Origin of the sequence: Paludibacterium flexuosum (genome assembly GCF_037076605.1) — a bacterium.
Lineage (GTDB): Bacteria > Pseudomonadota > Gammaproteobacteria > Burkholderiales > Chromobacteriaceae > Paludibacterium.
In genome coordinates this window covers 840,964-855,138 of sequence record NZ_AP029060.1, presented here as the reverse complement: position 1 = coordinate 855,138, position 14,175 = coordinate 840,964, and the positions used below count along the sequence as shown (strand labels likewise).

General features: G+C 63.3%; 10 protein-coding genes and 1 pseudogene. 7 read left to right on the top strand and 4 right to left on the bottom strand.

What is annotated here, in order from left to right:
• Positions 1–13: 13 nt before the first annotated feature.
• The 4 genes and pseudogenes from AACH39_RS04150 to ilvA all read right to left on the bottom strand — a co-directional run.
• Positions 14–2,179 carry a YgiQ family radical SAM protein gene (locus AACH39_RS04150; RefSeq protein ID WP_215782296.1) on the bottom strand — a complete coding sequence of 722 codons (2,166 nt, stop codon included), beginning with the start codon at positions 2,177–2,179 and terminating at the stop codon, positions 14–16.
• A 187-nt stretch (positions 2,180–2,366) separates the two neighbouring features.
• Complete coding sequence (locus AACH39_RS04145) at positions 2,367–3,380, bottom strand: hypothetical protein (RefSeq protein WP_215782297.1); 1,014 nt, start codon at positions 3,378–3,380, stop codon at positions 2,367–2,369.
• A gap of 77 nt (positions 3,381–3,457) precedes the next feature.
• Positions 3,458–4,105 (bottom strand): HAD-IA family hydrolase, encoded by a 648-nt coding sequence (locus AACH39_RS04140; protein ID WP_215782298.1) that lies wholly within the window; start codon positions 4,103–4,105, stop codon positions 3,458–3,460.
• Positions 4,106–4,237: 132 nt separating this feature from the next.
• Positions 4,238–5,776 (bottom strand): annotated as a pseudogene (ilvA, locus tag AACH39_RS04135) (threonine ammonia-lyase, biosynthetic); the annotation flags it as partial.
• A 198-nt stretch (positions 5,777–5,974) separates the two neighbouring features.
• Here ilvA and AACH39_RS04130 point away from each other — a divergent pair.
• The 7 genes from AACH39_RS04130 to AACH39_RS04100 all read left to right on the top strand — a co-directional run bounded on the left by AACH39_RS04130 (position 5,975) and on the right by AACH39_RS04100 (position 14,138).
• A complete protein-coding gene (locus tag AACH39_RS04130) occupies positions 5,975–6,244 on the top strand; it encodes a DUF493 domain-containing protein (RefSeq protein WP_215782300.1) in 270 nt (89 codons plus the stop codon).
• Entirely contained in the window at positions 6,245–6,856 is a 612-nt protein-coding gene (gene lipB, locus AACH39_RS04125) for a lipoyl(octanoyl) transferase LipB (RefSeq protein WP_338620965.1), read from the top strand.
• A 13-nt stretch (positions 6,857–6,869) separates the two neighbouring features.
• Positions 6,870–7,817: a lipoyl synthase gene (lipA, locus tag AACH39_RS04120; RefSeq protein ID WP_215782301.1), complete on the top strand. Its 948-nt coding sequence runs from the start codon at positions 6,870–6,872 to the stop codon at positions 7,815–7,817.
• A gap of 174 nt (positions 7,818–7,991) precedes the next feature.
• The gene (locus tag AACH39_RS04115; RefSeq protein ID WP_338620964.1) at positions 7,992–8,477 is read left to right on the top strand and encodes a hypothetical protein; all 486 of its coding nucleotides are present in this window, start codon (positions 7,992–7,994) and stop codon (positions 8,475–8,477) included.
• Between the two features lie 184 nt (positions 8,478–8,661).
• Entirely contained in the window at positions 8,662–9,069 is a 408-nt protein-coding gene (locus AACH39_RS04110; RefSeq protein WP_338620963.1) for a hemerythrin family protein, read from the top strand.
• 105 nt (positions 9,070–9,174) lie between these two features.
• Positions 9,175–9,921, top strand: coding sequence for a response regulator (locus tag AACH39_RS04105; RefSeq protein WP_252346230.1), 747 nt, complete (start codon positions 9,175–9,177; stop codon positions 9,919–9,921).
• 11 nt (positions 9,922–9,932) lie between these two features.
• Complete coding sequence (locus AACH39_RS04100; protein ID WP_338620962.1) at positions 9,933–14,138, top strand: ATP-binding protein; 4,206 nt, start codon at positions 9,933–9,935, stop codon at positions 14,136–14,138.
• Positions 14,139–14,175: the final 37 nt, after the last annotated feature.

Genomic DNA, 14,175 nt, shown 5'->3' with positions numbered 1-14,175 from the left:
TTTGCTGAGTAAGTTAACGACGGCCCTTGCCTTGCGGTTTGCGTGCCGGTACGCGCGGCTCGCCGCTGTGTTTGGTGTGCGCCGGATTGAAGCGCCCGTTGCGCTCGTTGCGGCCTTCGGCCGGCTGACGCGGCGGAATCAGGTGTTGCTTGCTGTAGCCGATCAGGTCTTCGCGCCCCATGTTGTACAGCGCCTCGCGCAGCATCGGCCAGTTGTTCGGGTCGTGATAGCGCAAGAAGGCCTTGTGCAGTTTGCGGCGGTAGGCGTCGCGCACCACGTCGACCTTTTCCGAGCTGCGGCCGAGTTTTTTCAGCGGATTGCGGCCGGTGTGCCACATGGTGGTGGCCAGCGCCATCGGCGTCGGCACGAAGGCCTGCACCTGGTCGAGGCGGAAGTTGTGCCGCTTGAGCCACAGCGCCAGGTTGACCATGTCTTCATCGGTGGTGCCCGGGTGGGCGGCGATGAAGTAGGGGATCAGGTACTGCTCCTTGCCTGCCTGACGCGAGAAGCGCTCGAACAGTTCCTTGAACTTCTCGTAGGCGCCCATGCCCGGCTTCATCATTTTCGACAGCGGGCCTTCCTCGGTGTGTTCCGGGGCAATCTTCAGGTAGCCGCCGACATGGTGGGTGACCAGTTCCTTGATGTACTCGGGCGAGCGGACCGCCAGGTCATAGCGCAGGCCGGAGCCGATGCTGATTTTCTTGACCCCGGGCAGGGCACGCGCCTTGCGGTAGAGCTCGATCAGCGAGCTGTGGTCGGTGTTGAGGTTGTCGCAGATGTCCGGATAGACGCAACTGAGCCGGCGACAGGAGGTCTCGATTTTCTTGTCCTTGCAGGCCAGCCGGTACATGTTGGCGGTCGGCCCGCCCAGGTCGGTGATATGGCCGGTAAAGCCGTCGGTCTTGTCGCGGATCTCCTCGATCTCGCGCAGGATCGATTCATGCGAGCGGCTCTGGATGATGCGGCCCTCGTGTTCGGTGATGGAGCAGAAGCTGCAACCGCCGAAACAGCCGCGCATGATGTTGACCGAGAAGCGGATCATCTCCCAGGCGGGAATGCGGGCGCCCTGATAAGCCGGATGCGGGTTGCGTGCATAGTGCAGCCCGTAGACGTAGTCCATTTCTTCGGTGGTGAGCGGAATCGGCGGCGGGTTGAGCCAGACGTCGCGTTCGCCATGCAACTGCACCAGGGCACGGGCGTTGCCGGGGTTGGACTCCAGGTGCAGGGTGCGGCTGGCGTGGGCATACAGTACCGGGTCATAGGCCACGGCCTCATAGGCAGGCAGGCGCACCACGGTACGGCTGCGGGCTTCGCGGCGCGCGGCGACCCGTTCCTGCAGATTCATGAAACGGACCGGCTGTACGCCGCTGGCGGCGGCTTCGCCGGCTTCCGGCTTGGCCGGTTCCATCTCGTACGGGTTCTTGTGGGCATCGATCACGCCGGGGACGTCGACGGTGGTGGAGTCGATCTCCTGCCACGCCTCGTCCGGACGCCAGCCGTGCGGCACCATGAAGGCAGTGCCACGGATATCCCGCATTTCCGACAGCTTTTCGCCACGTCCGGCACGGTGGGCGATCTCGACAATGGCGCGCTCGGCGTTGCCGTAGACCAGCAGGTCGGCCTTGGAGGTGACCAGCACCGACTGGCGCACCTTGTCGCTCCAGTAGTCGAAGTGGGCGATGCGGCGCAGGCTGGCTTCGATGCTGCCGATCAGCACGCCGATGCCGGGATAGGCTTCACGGCAGCGCTGGGCGTAGACGCTGACGGCCCGGTCCGGTCGCTTGTCCGGGGCGCCGTGCGGCGTGTAGGCATCGTCCGAGCGCGGTTTGCGGTCGGCGGTGTAGCGGTTGATCATCGAGTCCATATTGCCCGAGGTGACGCCGAAGAACAGGTTCGGCTTGCCGAGCTGGCGGAAATCGCTGGCGCTGTGCCAGTCCGGCTGGGCAATGATGCCGACACGGAAACCCTGGGCCTCCAGCAGGCGGCCAATCAGGGCGGCACCAAAGCTGGGGTGGTCGATATAGGCATCACCGGATACCAGGATGATGTCGCAACTGTCCCAGCCGAGCTGGTCCATTTCGGCACGGCTCATCGGCAGGAACGGGGCGGTGCCGAAGCGCTCGGCCCAGTATTTGCGATAGGAAAAAATCGGCTTGGGGGTGGCTTGTACTTGCGTCATGACAACTCGGGTTTTCAGGCAGACGCGCATTGTGCCAGAAATGACGTCTTGCGGTAAGCAATATAGTCTTTTTTTTCAATGTGCTAGCCGAGGAAAGTCCATGTTGTTCCTGTGGTTGTCGCCGGACGGGAGGCGCCGGCTGTTGCCTTTGACCTCCCGCAGGGCATGTCGCCGTCTGGTGCGCCGGCTAGTCGCTGCCCGTGCCTTGCAGCAGCTGGTCAAAGATCGTCAGCAACTGGGCGGTAGACGGATCGGCGTGGTGCTGCTGGCGAAATAGCTGCATGGTTCGGCGAGCCTGCTGGGCGTTGCTGACCGGGTTGTGAAACTGCAGCAGGCTCTCGCTCAGGGCCAGCTGCAGGCTGGCAGGCTGATCCTGGCGCAGCGGCTGCAGCCTGGACAGTGCCTGCTGGAAGATCTGCTGATTCTGTCGCGTGGTTTGCAGCAAATCTTCGATCAGGGGGAGGGCCGCATGGGGCGGGCGGTGTTGTGCCAGCCAGATCAGGCCGTGGCTCAGGGTGTTGCTGGCGATCAGTTGGTGGTAGTAGTGCGCCAGTGCGGTCACCAGTATGGCCGGTGAGGCCTGCTGCAGCGCCTGCCGCAGGGGCGACGGATCGACCGCGGGCGGTGCCTGACTGATCGGCCGGTCATGGGCCTGGCGGATGGCGATCAGGCCGCCGGGGTCAAAGCCACTGCCCCAGGCCGTGCGCAGTGCATCGATCAAATCGTCCTTGTTGTGTCGGGCGTCCGTCAGCAGCCTGGGCAAGGCCAGTTCGTAGAGGGCCAGCAGGTGTACCGACAGCAGGGGTTGTCCGGTGTCGGCCAGCATGCGCAGGGCAAAGGCTTCATTCAGGCGTGCCGACTGCGCCAGCGTGTCACTGACCAGGGCGGCGCCGCGTACCCATGCGGTCGGGTGGCGCTGGCTCAGGCGCTGTAAAAAGCGCGCCGCACGTTGTTGTTCGCCATGCTGCATGACGACGGTCAGGTAGCGCAGCCAGCTGTGGGTGAAGGCGCGCTCCTGATGGGCACTGTTGAGCATGAGTTGTTCGAGTTGTCGCAACAGTCTGGGGTTGGCGCTGTCCGGCGGGGTGCCGAGCAGTTGTGCCGGGGAGGCGGGTCGGGTGCTCTCCTGCATCGGCGCGGCGATGGCGGGAGGCAGCAGCAAGGTGAGTAGCAGGCAAAGGCGGCGCAGGGCAGGGAGCATGACAGGTCCTCCGGGTGAGTATGCCGGTTAGACAGAACCTGTCAGGCGGGATTCGGGCGTGGCCGCCGGTCGAAAGGTCAGAGGAATGGCAGCAATTCGAGGGGGGAGTCGATGACGATGTCCGCCCCCCACTCAAGTGGCCGGTCGCTGTCGGCGATGTAGCCCCAGCTGGCCAGTGCGGTGCGCATGCCGACATTGCGCCCGGCCTGTATGTCGCGTTCGGCATCCCCGACATACAGGCAGTGCTGCGGGTCGATGCGGATCTGTTGCGTCGCATGATGCATCGGGCGCGGATCCGGCTTGGCGACGCCCACCGTGTCGCCGCTGACGACCACCGCCGGCGGGACCGGGAATGGCAGGGAGGGCAGCAGGCGGTCGGTAAAGCGCATCGGTTTGTTGGTGATGATGCCCCACTTCAGCCCACGTTCATCCAGCGCCGCGACCAGCTCGACCACCCCGTCATACAGACGCGTGCGATCGGTCAGGTGGAGGTCGTAATGAGCCAGGAAACGCTGGCGCAGCGGCTCGAAAGCCGGGTCTTCCGGCTGCACGTCAAAACCGAGCCGGATCAGGGCACGGGCACCATGCGAGGCAATCGGCCGGATCTGTTCATCCGGCCGCGGCGGCAAGCCCTCTTCCGCAAGCAGATGGTTCAGGGCGGCGCCCAGGTCGAGTGCGGTATCGGCGAGCGTACCATCCAGGTCAAACAAAACGGCTTTGATCATGATGCGGTTTGAGACGGTGTTTCGAACGGTGTCAGACAGTCGGGGTCAGGTCTTTCTTTTTGCCTCTGGATGCAAAAAGAAAGACCTGACCCCGGGTTTGCTGATTCGGTTCTGTCCGTCATCTTCCTTGAGTTAGCGGGTTTGGCCGAGGAACAGCTTGTAGGCCGGGTTGTCGGTTTCGTCGACATACGGGTAGCCAAGCTGGTCCAGGAATTGCTGAAAGGCCACATTGTCGCTGACCGGCACCTGGATGCCAACCAGCACCCGGCCATAATCGGCACCATGGTTGCGGTAGTGGAACAGGCTGATGTTCCAGTCGGTGCGCATGGCCTCGAGGAAGCGCATCAGGGCGCCGGGGCGTTCGGGGAATTCGAAGTGCACCACGCGCTCGTCGCGCAGCGAGGGGGCATGCCCCCCGACCAGGTGGCGAATATGCAGCTTGGCCAGTTCATTGTCGGTCAGATCCAGCCCTTCGAGGCCGGCCGCGGACAGCTCCCCCAGCAGTTGCGTCACGTCTTCGCGCTTGCTGATCTGGATGCCGACAAACACATGCGCCAGCTGGGTATCGGCATAGCGGTAGTTGAACTCGGTGATGTTGCGCGTGCCAACCAGGCTGCAGAACTGTTTGAAGCTGCCGGGTTTTTCCGGGATGGCGACGGCCAGGATGGCTTCGCGTCGCTCGCCCAGTTCCGAGCGCTCGGAGACGTGGCGCAGCCGGTCGAAGTTCATGTTGGCGCCACAGTTGATGGCCACCAGCGTTTGATTGCTGACTCCCTCGCGTTCGATATAGGCCTTGGCACCGGCGACGGCCAGGGCGCCGGCCGGTTCGGCGATCGAGCGGGTGTCTTCGAAAATGTCCTTGATGGCGGCACAGATGGCATCGGTGTCGACCAGGATGATTTCATCCAGCAGCTCACGGCACAGGCGGAAGGTTTCCTGCCCCACCAGCTTGACGGCCACGCCATCGGCAAACAGGCCGACATCCTTGAGTTCGACGCGTTCGCCCTGGCGAATCGACTGATTCATGGCATCGGAATCGACCGGCTGCACCCCGATAACACGGATTTCCGGCTTGAGTCGCTTGATGTAGGACGCCACGCCGGCCGCCAGGCCGCCGCCGCCGATGGCGACAAAGACGGCATCAATGTGGCCGGGGTGCTGGCGCAGGATCTCCATGCCGACCGTGCCCTGACCGGCAATCACGTCCGGGTCGTCAAACGGCGGGATATAGGTGGCGCCGGTCTGTTTTTCCAGTTGTACCGCGTGCTGATAGGCGTCGGAGAAGGAGTCGCCGTGCAGCACTACCTGACCGCCGCGGCGCAGGACCGAGTCGATCTTGATCTGCGGTGTGGTGACCGGCATGACGATGGTGGCCTTGCAGCCCAGGCGCTGAGCCGACAGGGCGACGCCCTGGGCATGGTTGCCGGCCGAGGCGGTAATCACCCCGCGAGCCAGTTCTTCCGCTGTCAGGCGCGACATCTTGTTGTAGGCGCCGCGAATCTTGAAGGAGAACACGGGCTGCAGGTCTTCGCGCTTGAGCAGAATGCGGTTGCCGCAGCGACGCGACAGATTGGGGGCTTCTTCCAGCGGGGTCTCAACCGCCACGTCATAGACGCGGGCGGTAAGGATGCGCTCCAGATAGTCTTGCTTCATATCTCTTTGTCCTGATTGATTTCTTTGATTTGTCTGAGCAGATTATCAGCATCGTGCGCGGGCCGAAAGGCGCTTGTTGCGTTGCGTCATGTGTTGGCTGTCGGTCTGAGCGTACACGGGTGTATAATGCTTGCCGCATTAACGGTTGTACTGCGCAAAAATGCCCGCATCTGCTGGGGATTGACGCACGCTGCGCCTGAAGTGAAAGAACAAGCCATGACCCAGCCCAGCAAGGAACTCCTTGAATTCCCCTGCCGTTTTCCGCTCAAGATCATGGGCGAACGGCATGACGCCTTTGCCGCAACCATCTTCGAGGTGGTGCGGGTGCATGCTCCCGATCTGGCCGAGCATGATGTCGTGCTGCGCGAAAGCAGCAGCGGCCGCTACCTGTCGGCAACGGTGACGGTGACCGCCACCTCGCGCCAGCAGCTCGACACCATTTACCTGGCCCTGACCAGTCACCACATGGTGAAGGTGGTGCTGTAAGTGAGCCGCGCCATCCATTTCCTTGGCCAGGTCGAGTACGCGCCGACGCTGGAAGCCATGAAGGCCTTTACCGATGCGCGTGATGACCGTACCCCGGACGAGATCTGGGTGCTGGAGCATCCGCCGGTGTACACCCTCGGCCTGGCCGGCAAGACCGAGCACCTGCTGCGCAGTGATCTGCCGATTCCGGTCGTGCGCACTGATCGCGGCGGACAGGTCACCTATCACGGGCCGGGTCAGCTGGTGGTGTATCCGCTGATCGATTTCAAGCGCATGCACATTGGCGTGCGCGAACTGGTGCGCCGGCTGGAGCAGACCGTCATCGACACCCTGGCCGAATACGATATCCGTGCCAATGGCGACGTGGATGCCCCCGGGGTGTATGTGGCGGGTGCCAAGGTGGCCTCGCTGGGCCTGCGCATCAAAAACGGTGCGGTCTATCACGGCCTGTCACTGAATGTGGACATGGATCTGACGCCATTTGGCTGGATCAACCCCTGCGGTTATCCCAACCTGCGGGTGACGCAACTGAAAGACCTCGGTGTGAGCGATTCTGTGCAGCAGGTGGCCGACAGGCTGCTGCCGCATCTGGAACGCCAGCTGACGGTGTAACGAGGAGAGCAGTTTGAAGCCGGAAAACAGCACGGGCGTCAAGCACAAGGGCGCTGCCAAGACCGCACGCATTCCGATCAAGGTCGTGCCGCTGGAACAGAAACTGAAGAAGCCGGAATGGATTCGCGCCAAGCTGCCGACCGGCGAACGTTTCCACGAAATCAAGGCCATCCTGCGCTCGCAGAAGCTGCATACCGTCTGCGAGGAAGCGACCTGTCCGAATATTGGCGAGTGCTTCAGCAAGGGCACGGCAACCTTCATGATCATGGGCGATATCTGCACCCGTCGCTGCCCGTTCTGCGACGTGGGCCACGGCCGTCCTAATCCGCTGGACACCAATGAGCCGCTGCATCTGGCTGAGTCGGTGCTGGCGATGCGTCTGCGCTATGTGGTGGTGACCTCGGTCGATCGCGATGACCTGCGCGATGGCGGTGCCGAGCATTTTGCCGAATGCATCCGTGAAGTGCGTCGTTTGTCGCCCGATACCCAGATCGAAGTGCTGGTGCCGGATTTCCGCGGCCGGCTGGAGATTGCCATCGACATCCTGGGCCAGACGCCGCCGGATGTGATGAACCACAACCTGGAAACCGTGCCGCGTCTGTACAAGCAGGCCCGTCCGGGTGCCGATTACGCGCATTCGCTGCAACTGCTGCGCGACTACAAGGCCAAGCGCCCCGACGTGCTGACCAAGTCCGGCCTGATGGTCGGTCTGGGCGAGACGGACGAGGAAATTCTCGAGGTGATGCGTGATCTGCGCGCCCACAACGTCGACATGCTGACCATCGGCCAGTACCTGCAGCCGTCTGACGGCCATTTGCCGGTGTTGCGCTATGTGCACCCGGACACCTTCGCCATGTTCGAGCGCGAGGCCTATGCCATGGGCTTCAAGCATGCCGCGGTGGGTGCCATGGTGCGCTCCAGCTACCATGCCGATGTGCAGGCGCACGGGGCGGGAGCCTGAGCACGTCCCGCTCTCCGCGCTCAGTATTCGCCTGATCCGGTCCAGCCAGCCTTGGCTGGACTTTTTTATGCCGGATGCCGCTGCCTGCATTACCGCGCGAAAGGGGTTACACTCTGCGCTCCTGCATGCCAGTCTCCCTGTCTGGCAGCCATTGCCCCCGATGATGAGGATTCCATGTCTGAAGCCCTGGAACAGATTCAAGCAAGACTGATCTCGCTGGAAACGGAAATGGGTAGTCTGCGTGAGGGCTATCTGGTGGTGAATGCCCGCTATGGCGAGACCTTGCGCTCGCTGAGCGAACTGACTCAGCATGCCAGGGAGGCTGCCGAGCGTGCGGCGGTGGCAGCGGAGATGTCGGCGCTGGCGGCACGCTGGGCGGCCAATGCCGCGCGCGAGGCCTCGCTCAGTGCCGTCATTCCCATTGCCGAGGCGGCAGCCAGGGCGGCGCAGATGGCCGCCGAAGCGGCGGCCGAAGCCGCTGCATCGGCCTCTGCCGCGGCGGCGGCCGCGGCAGAGGCGGCCGCCCAGCAAGCCGAAGAAACCGCCCTGCAGGCCTCGGCCCTGGCGGCCAGTGCCTCGCAGCGCGCCGCCCAGGCGGTAGCCGAGGCGGTCAAGCTGGCCAATGAGGCCCAGGCTTGCGTGCAGCGGGTCAAACCCTGATCGCCCGTCCGTCCGGTGCCCGCCGTGGCCGGACATCCTTTCTCCCGCCTGACGTTCCCGCCAATTGCCCTGCCGGCTGATCTGCATCAGAGACTGTGCGGAAGGTGATTGCCTTGTCCGCCGCAGCGATTACAAATAGGAAGAAAACTGACGGCTTTCTCATGGCCGTGCGGAGGAACTTCCGATGCCCATCAGCTGGGATGCCCGTTTCGCCATCGGCCATCAAACCATCGACCTGCAGCACCAGGCGCTGTTTGCCATTCTCGATGATCTGCAGCGCTGGCGTGAGCAGGCCGGCGATCTGGCCGCGCTGAAGCTGATTGTCCGGCGGCTGGAGCACTACGTCCTTTTCCACTTCGAGACGGAAGAGTCGCTGATGCGCGTTGCCGCACTGGATCCAGACTATCTGGCACGGCATCTCGCGGCACATCGTGCCTTCAGCGAAAGGGTGCATCTCTATGCGGCGCAACTGGCCGCGCTGTCGCCCGCCGAGCTGGATGGCCTGCTGGCCTTTCTGACCGACTGGCTGCAGCAGCATATCCTCGTCACGGATGCCGAGTTGGCCAAGGTGTTGAACGCGCCGACCGGCTGAGTATCTTTATTGCATGGCAATAAAAAACAATTAATGACATATAGTATATGCATGGCCTGGCATGCTGCCTGAGGCATCAGGCGACACGAGGGGACGGCGATGAGTGTGGACTTGCCACACGCAAGAATTCTGGTGGTCGATGACCAGTTGCTGGTCCGTACACTGGTTGGCCAGGTTCTGCGCAGTTTCGGTGTCGTGCCGGACAATATTCTGCAAGCCACGGATGGCAACCATGCCTTGCATGTGCTGGCGGTGCGCAAGGCCGATCTGGTGCTGTGCGACATGCAGATGTCGCCGGTCAACGGCATGGATCTGCTGAAGATGCTGCGCTGTGCAGCGACCCCCCAGTCTCCCGATTTGCCTTTCGTGTTTCTGTCTGCGCATCCCGATCGCAGCAATATCCTGCTGGCTGCGAAGCTGCATGCCGACGGTTTCATTATCAAGCCGCCCAAACCCAACGATATTGAAAAGAATCTGCAGGCGGCGCTGTCGCGGCCGCGGCCTGCCATTGACCCGTTTTCCTACTTTGCGATCGCTACCGGCAGTGAATATGACAGCCTGACCTTCGAGCGGCCAATGGTGCCGAAGCAGAGTCAGGACCTGACTCAGTTGCTGGAGCGCTACCTGCGACCGTGTGCGCTGGCAGAGGCAAGGCCCGGCGACATGCTGGCGCGTCCCTTGCTGGACCAGGCCGGGCGCGAACTACTGGATCGCGGGGTGCGTTTGTCCGCCCAACATCTGGATGTGCTGCAACGGTTTCAGTCGGTGTATGGCATCGCCAGTCTGGCGATTGCCGATCTGCCGCAGGAACAGATGGCGCAGGTTCAGGCCCTGTTCGGCACCGCCCTTTGACGAGCCTGCACATGGACAAGCCGGTCCGCGACGAAAGTGCCATCCGCAAGATCAAGCGCAGTCTGTTGCTGATCATGCTGGTCATCACGCTGATTCAGCTGGTCGGCTACGGCCTGCTGATCTCCCGTGCCATCGAAGCCTATCGCCATGTGCAGCTGACGGATACGGTCGACCAGATCAATCGCCTGCTGATGCAGTCTGCCGATGGCGTCGCGCTCGAGTCGCAGCAGTACCAGGCCTGGCTGACCGGCCGTGTCCTGCCGGCGCCGGCACAACGATTGTCGTGGCAGCGCCAGGCCGCGCTAGCCGAGGCAGGCTATGGTCAGGCTTTGAGTTTGTGGCTGGCCCGGCCGGCACTGGCCGACCGGGCCAGGCTGTTGCGCCTGCAGACCAGTCTGGCGCATATGCAGAGCTTGCGTCTGACGATCTGGCAGCGGTTGGCGGGTGCGGCGCCGCTGCCGGATGAAACCCTGTCGTTCGAATTGATGCTGGCCTCCGAACGCCTGCTGTCTCCCTCCTGGCAAATCGCCAACCAGTTGCGGCGCAAGATGAGTGGTGATGTCGATGAGGAGACCGCCCGGCTGCAGTCGCTGCAATTGTCACTTTGGCAAATTCATCAGCGGGTGCAGTCCGATCAGACGGCGCGTCTGGCGCGTCATCAGCTGGGCCATCCCCTGAATGACACGATGGAGGCGGGACAGGAAATCAATCGTCAACTGGCCGCCAATGTGCTCAGTCAGTTGCAGGAGGATCTCCCGTCCTTGCCGCCGGTGGCCGGCGGCTGGCAGGGCGGTGAACTGGCGCAAGCGTTTCAGGTCTTCATGACGCGGAGTCATGACATGCCGCCCTCGGGGGTGGCCGATACCGGCTATGTGCAGTCGGTTGTCGCGCTAACCAACGTGTTGCAGCATCTTCGCCAGCAGGCCGATCGTCTGCTGCAACAGCATATTGCGCGTCAGTCGGCCGGCGCGGTGAATGCCCTGATGGGGCATCTGCTGATTCTGCTGCTGGCCATCTTGCTGAATGCGGTACTGTTTCTCTGGCTGCTGCGCCGGGTGCTGCGCCCTCTCGATTTGTTCAGTGCGGTTCAGGATGCGGCGCGCGAAGCCATCATGCTGGTCAATCCGGCCGGTCGGCTGTTCATGGCCAATCGGGGGGCACAAAGCCTGTTCGCCTTGAGTGAAGCGCAATTGACCGCCTGTTATCTGCAGGAGTTGATCTCCGAACCCGGGCTGGATCACCGGCGCTTGCTGCAACTGGCCGAGAGCGGGCAGGAGATCGAAACCCAGGCGAGAGGCGGGAATGCGCAGCCCTTGCACATCAGTCTGATTGCCAGCCGGATCCGTCTGGGGGGCTTGCTGCAGGGGGTGCTGGTCATTGTGCGCGATGACCAGCAGCGCTTTCATGCCGAGCAGGCACGGCAATACAGCCTGCGGCTGTTGTCTGATGTTTCGCGGCTGCAAAACCTGCTGTTTACCCCGATTTTGCGCGAAGCGATCTTCGATGAGTTGCTGGCGGTCTTGCAGCGCTATGCCGGCAGCGAAGGCGGGGTTTTGCTGGAAACCCGGGGACTGCATCAGGCCGTCATGTATCGATGCCGTGCCAGTGCCGGCCCGACGGGGGTGACGCGCGATCAGCGCGGGCCACTGAGTGAGCTGCAGGCCGGGTGGCGCGCGGATGCGCGCTGGCATGTCTATCCGGTCTCCCTGCAGCAGGGAACGGGGGGCATCATTGCCCTGTGGGGGCCTGACGTCAAAGCGCTGCATGGCAGCGATGATGCCCTGTTGGCCCTGTATGTCAGCCTGCTGGGCTTCGTGCTGGAGGAGGAGGCGCGCAAGCAGTCGAGCGAGCGCCTGGGGCAGGTTATGCGCGAACTCGACGGCATTTTCAAGGCGTCGCCGGCCGGGTTGATTTTGCTCGACGATCGCAACCGTCTCCTCAAGGTCAATCATCCGGTGTGCCAGATGCTGGGTGTGGAGGCGTCGGCGCTGGTGCTGGGGGATCTGGCGCTCTTGCTGGGCGAGAGCGAGCAATGGCCGGCACTGCAGCAGCAAATCGAGCATGTCCGGTCAGGGGTGCCGGCTCAGCGCTGTGAGCTGGCCTGCCGTGCCCGCTCGCACGATGAGGTCTGGCTGTTGTTCGAGTCGCGGCTGCTGCATGATGGCCATCCGGCCGATGGTGTGATTTTGTCTTGTACCGACATCACCACCATCAAGCGCAATGAGCTGGCCTTGCGCGAGGCGCGCGACAGCGCGGCTCAGGCCCGGCATCGCCTGGGCGCGGCCATCGAGGCCTTGCCGGAGGCCTTTGCCTTCTACGACGTCGAGGACTTGCTGATTATCTGTAATCAGCAATACACCGATCTGTTTTTCGACGGCATCGCGGCAGATCAGGTGGTGGGTGAAAGCTTTGAGTCGCTGGTGCGCCTGTCGATGATGCGGGCAGACGAGCAGACCGAGCCGGGCTATACCCCGGAGGGCTGGCTGGCCGAACGGGTCAGGCGCCACCGTTTGCCGGAAGCCTCCTTTGTGCTGCAGATCGGGACTCGTTGGTATATGGCCAATGACCGGCAGATTCCGGGGCTGGGCACGGTGTGCCTGCGTGCGGATATCACCGAGCTGAAGAGCCAGCAGCAGGCACTGGAAGTCGCGCGCGAGCAGGCGGATCAGGCCAATGCCGCCAAGAGTGCCTTTCTGGCGACCATCAGCCACGAGATCCGGACGCCGCTGAATGGCATTCTCGGGCTGCTGGAATTACTGCGGCTGGGCGAAAGCGATGCTCAGCGTCTCGATTCGCTGACGTCGGTCCAGACTTCGGCCCACACCTTGCTGCGGTTGATCGACGATATTCTCGATTTCTCCAAGATCGAGGCCGGACGCATGCAGCTGAGTCCGGAGGCGGTCGATCTCGTCGCCCTGTTGCGCAGCGTGCATGCGCTGTATCGCGAAACGGCTGAGCGCAAGTCGTTGCAGTACCGGCTTGAGCTGCCGGCTACCCTGGCACCGGCTTATGAGGTGGATCCACTGCGCCTGCGGCAGATTCTGCAGAATTTCCTCAGCAATGCGGTCAAGTTTACCGAGCAGGGGCAGGTGTTGTTGTGTCTGGAGGTGCTGGCAGGTGACGACCACAGCCAGACGCTGCGCTTCTCCTGCCGCGACAGCGGGATCGGCATCGCGCCGGAACAGCAGGCGCAGCTGTTTCAGCCCTTTACTCAGGCAGAAAGCAGTACTACCCGGCGTTTTGGCGGCACCGGGCTGGGCCTGGCGATCTGTCGTCGTCTGGCGGGGCTGATGGCGGGTGAAGTCGCCATGCAAAGCCGGCCGGGCGAGGGGACCGCGATCAGCCTGACCTTGCGTCTGCGGCTGGCCGATGCCGCCCGGATTCATTCGATGGCTGTCGCACCGGCCATCGATACCGCACTGGCTTTCGACCTCCCCGCACCGCTGCTGGTGGTGGAGGATAACCCGGTCAACCGCAAATTGATCGCCATGCAGCTCGAGCGCCTCGGCATTCCCTGCTTGCTGGCCGAGGACGGTCGCCAGGCGCTGGATTGCTGGCTGGCACAGCGCGTCTCGCTGATCCTCACCGATTGCCATATGCCGGTGATGGATGGATTGCAGCTGGCACGCGAGGTTCGTCAGGTGGAGGCGATGCGGGCGAGCCCGTCACGGATTCCGATTCTGGCCTGTACGGCGGATGTCGCCAGTGATGCCTTGCCGCAGGCGCTGGCCAGCGGCATTGATGAAGTATTGGGCAAGCCGCTCGGTTTGCAGGTGCTGCAGCAGGCACTGGCGCGCTGGTTGCCGACCCGGCAACTGGCGATGGCGGACGGCGTGGCAGCGTCTGTGGTGCCGCCGCCTGAAGGCGCTGCCGGCGGGGTGATCGATCGTCAGGTGCTGGCCATGTACAGCCAGGGGGATGCGGCGATCGAGGCCGACCTGATTCGGGATTTTCTCGACAGTGAAGCCGATGACTGGCAAGCCTTGCAGCAGGCCGTGCACGAGCAGCTGCCGGAGCGGGTCCGCTGGTATGCCCATCGGCTGAAGGGTGCTGCCCGCATGGTGGGTGCCATGGCGCTGGGGGAGGCGGCGCAGAGGCTGGAGCAGGAGAGCGAGCGGCCGGCGCAGCTGGCCGGGGCGCTGGTGCCGGTTGCCCAGGCCTGGCAGGCGGTGGCCGCCTGGCTGGGGGCGCAGGCACCCGCTCCCGAAGGCCGCTGATCCCTACGTTGACTGTGCGGTGGCAGCGCTTATACCT

What these genes read in the sequence shown, in the direction of transcription:
- AACH39_RS04150 (WP_215782296.1), bottom strand. Translation starts at nt 2,179, where the DNA reads ATGACGCAAGTACAAGCCACCCCCAAGCCGATTTTTTCCTATCGCAAA.
- AACH39_RS04145 (WP_215782297.1), bottom strand. Translation starts at nt 3,380, where the DNA reads ATGCTCCCTGCCCTGCGCCGCCTTTGCCTGCTACTCACCTTGCTGCTG.
- AACH39_RS04140 (WP_215782298.1), bottom strand. Translation starts at nt 4,105, where the DNA reads ATGATCAAAGCCGTTTTGTTTGACCTGGATGGTACGCTCGCCGATACC.
- AACH39_RS04130 (WP_215782300.1), top strand. Translation starts at nt 5,975, where the DNA reads ATGACCCAGCCCAGCAAGGAACTCCTTGAATTCCCCTGCCGTTTTCCG.
- AACH39_RS04115 (WP_338620964.1), top strand. Translation starts at nt 7,992, where the DNA reads ATGTCTGAAGCCCTGGAACAGATTCAAGCAAGACTGATCTCGCTGGAA.
- AACH39_RS04110 (WP_338620963.1), top strand. Translation starts at nt 8,662, where the DNA reads ATGCCCATCAGCTGGGATGCCCGTTTCGCCATCGGCCATCAAACCATC.
- AACH39_RS04100 (WP_338620962.1), top strand. Translation starts at nt 9,933, where the DNA reads ATGGACAAGCCGGTCCGCGACGAAAGTGCCATCCGCAAGATCAAGCGC.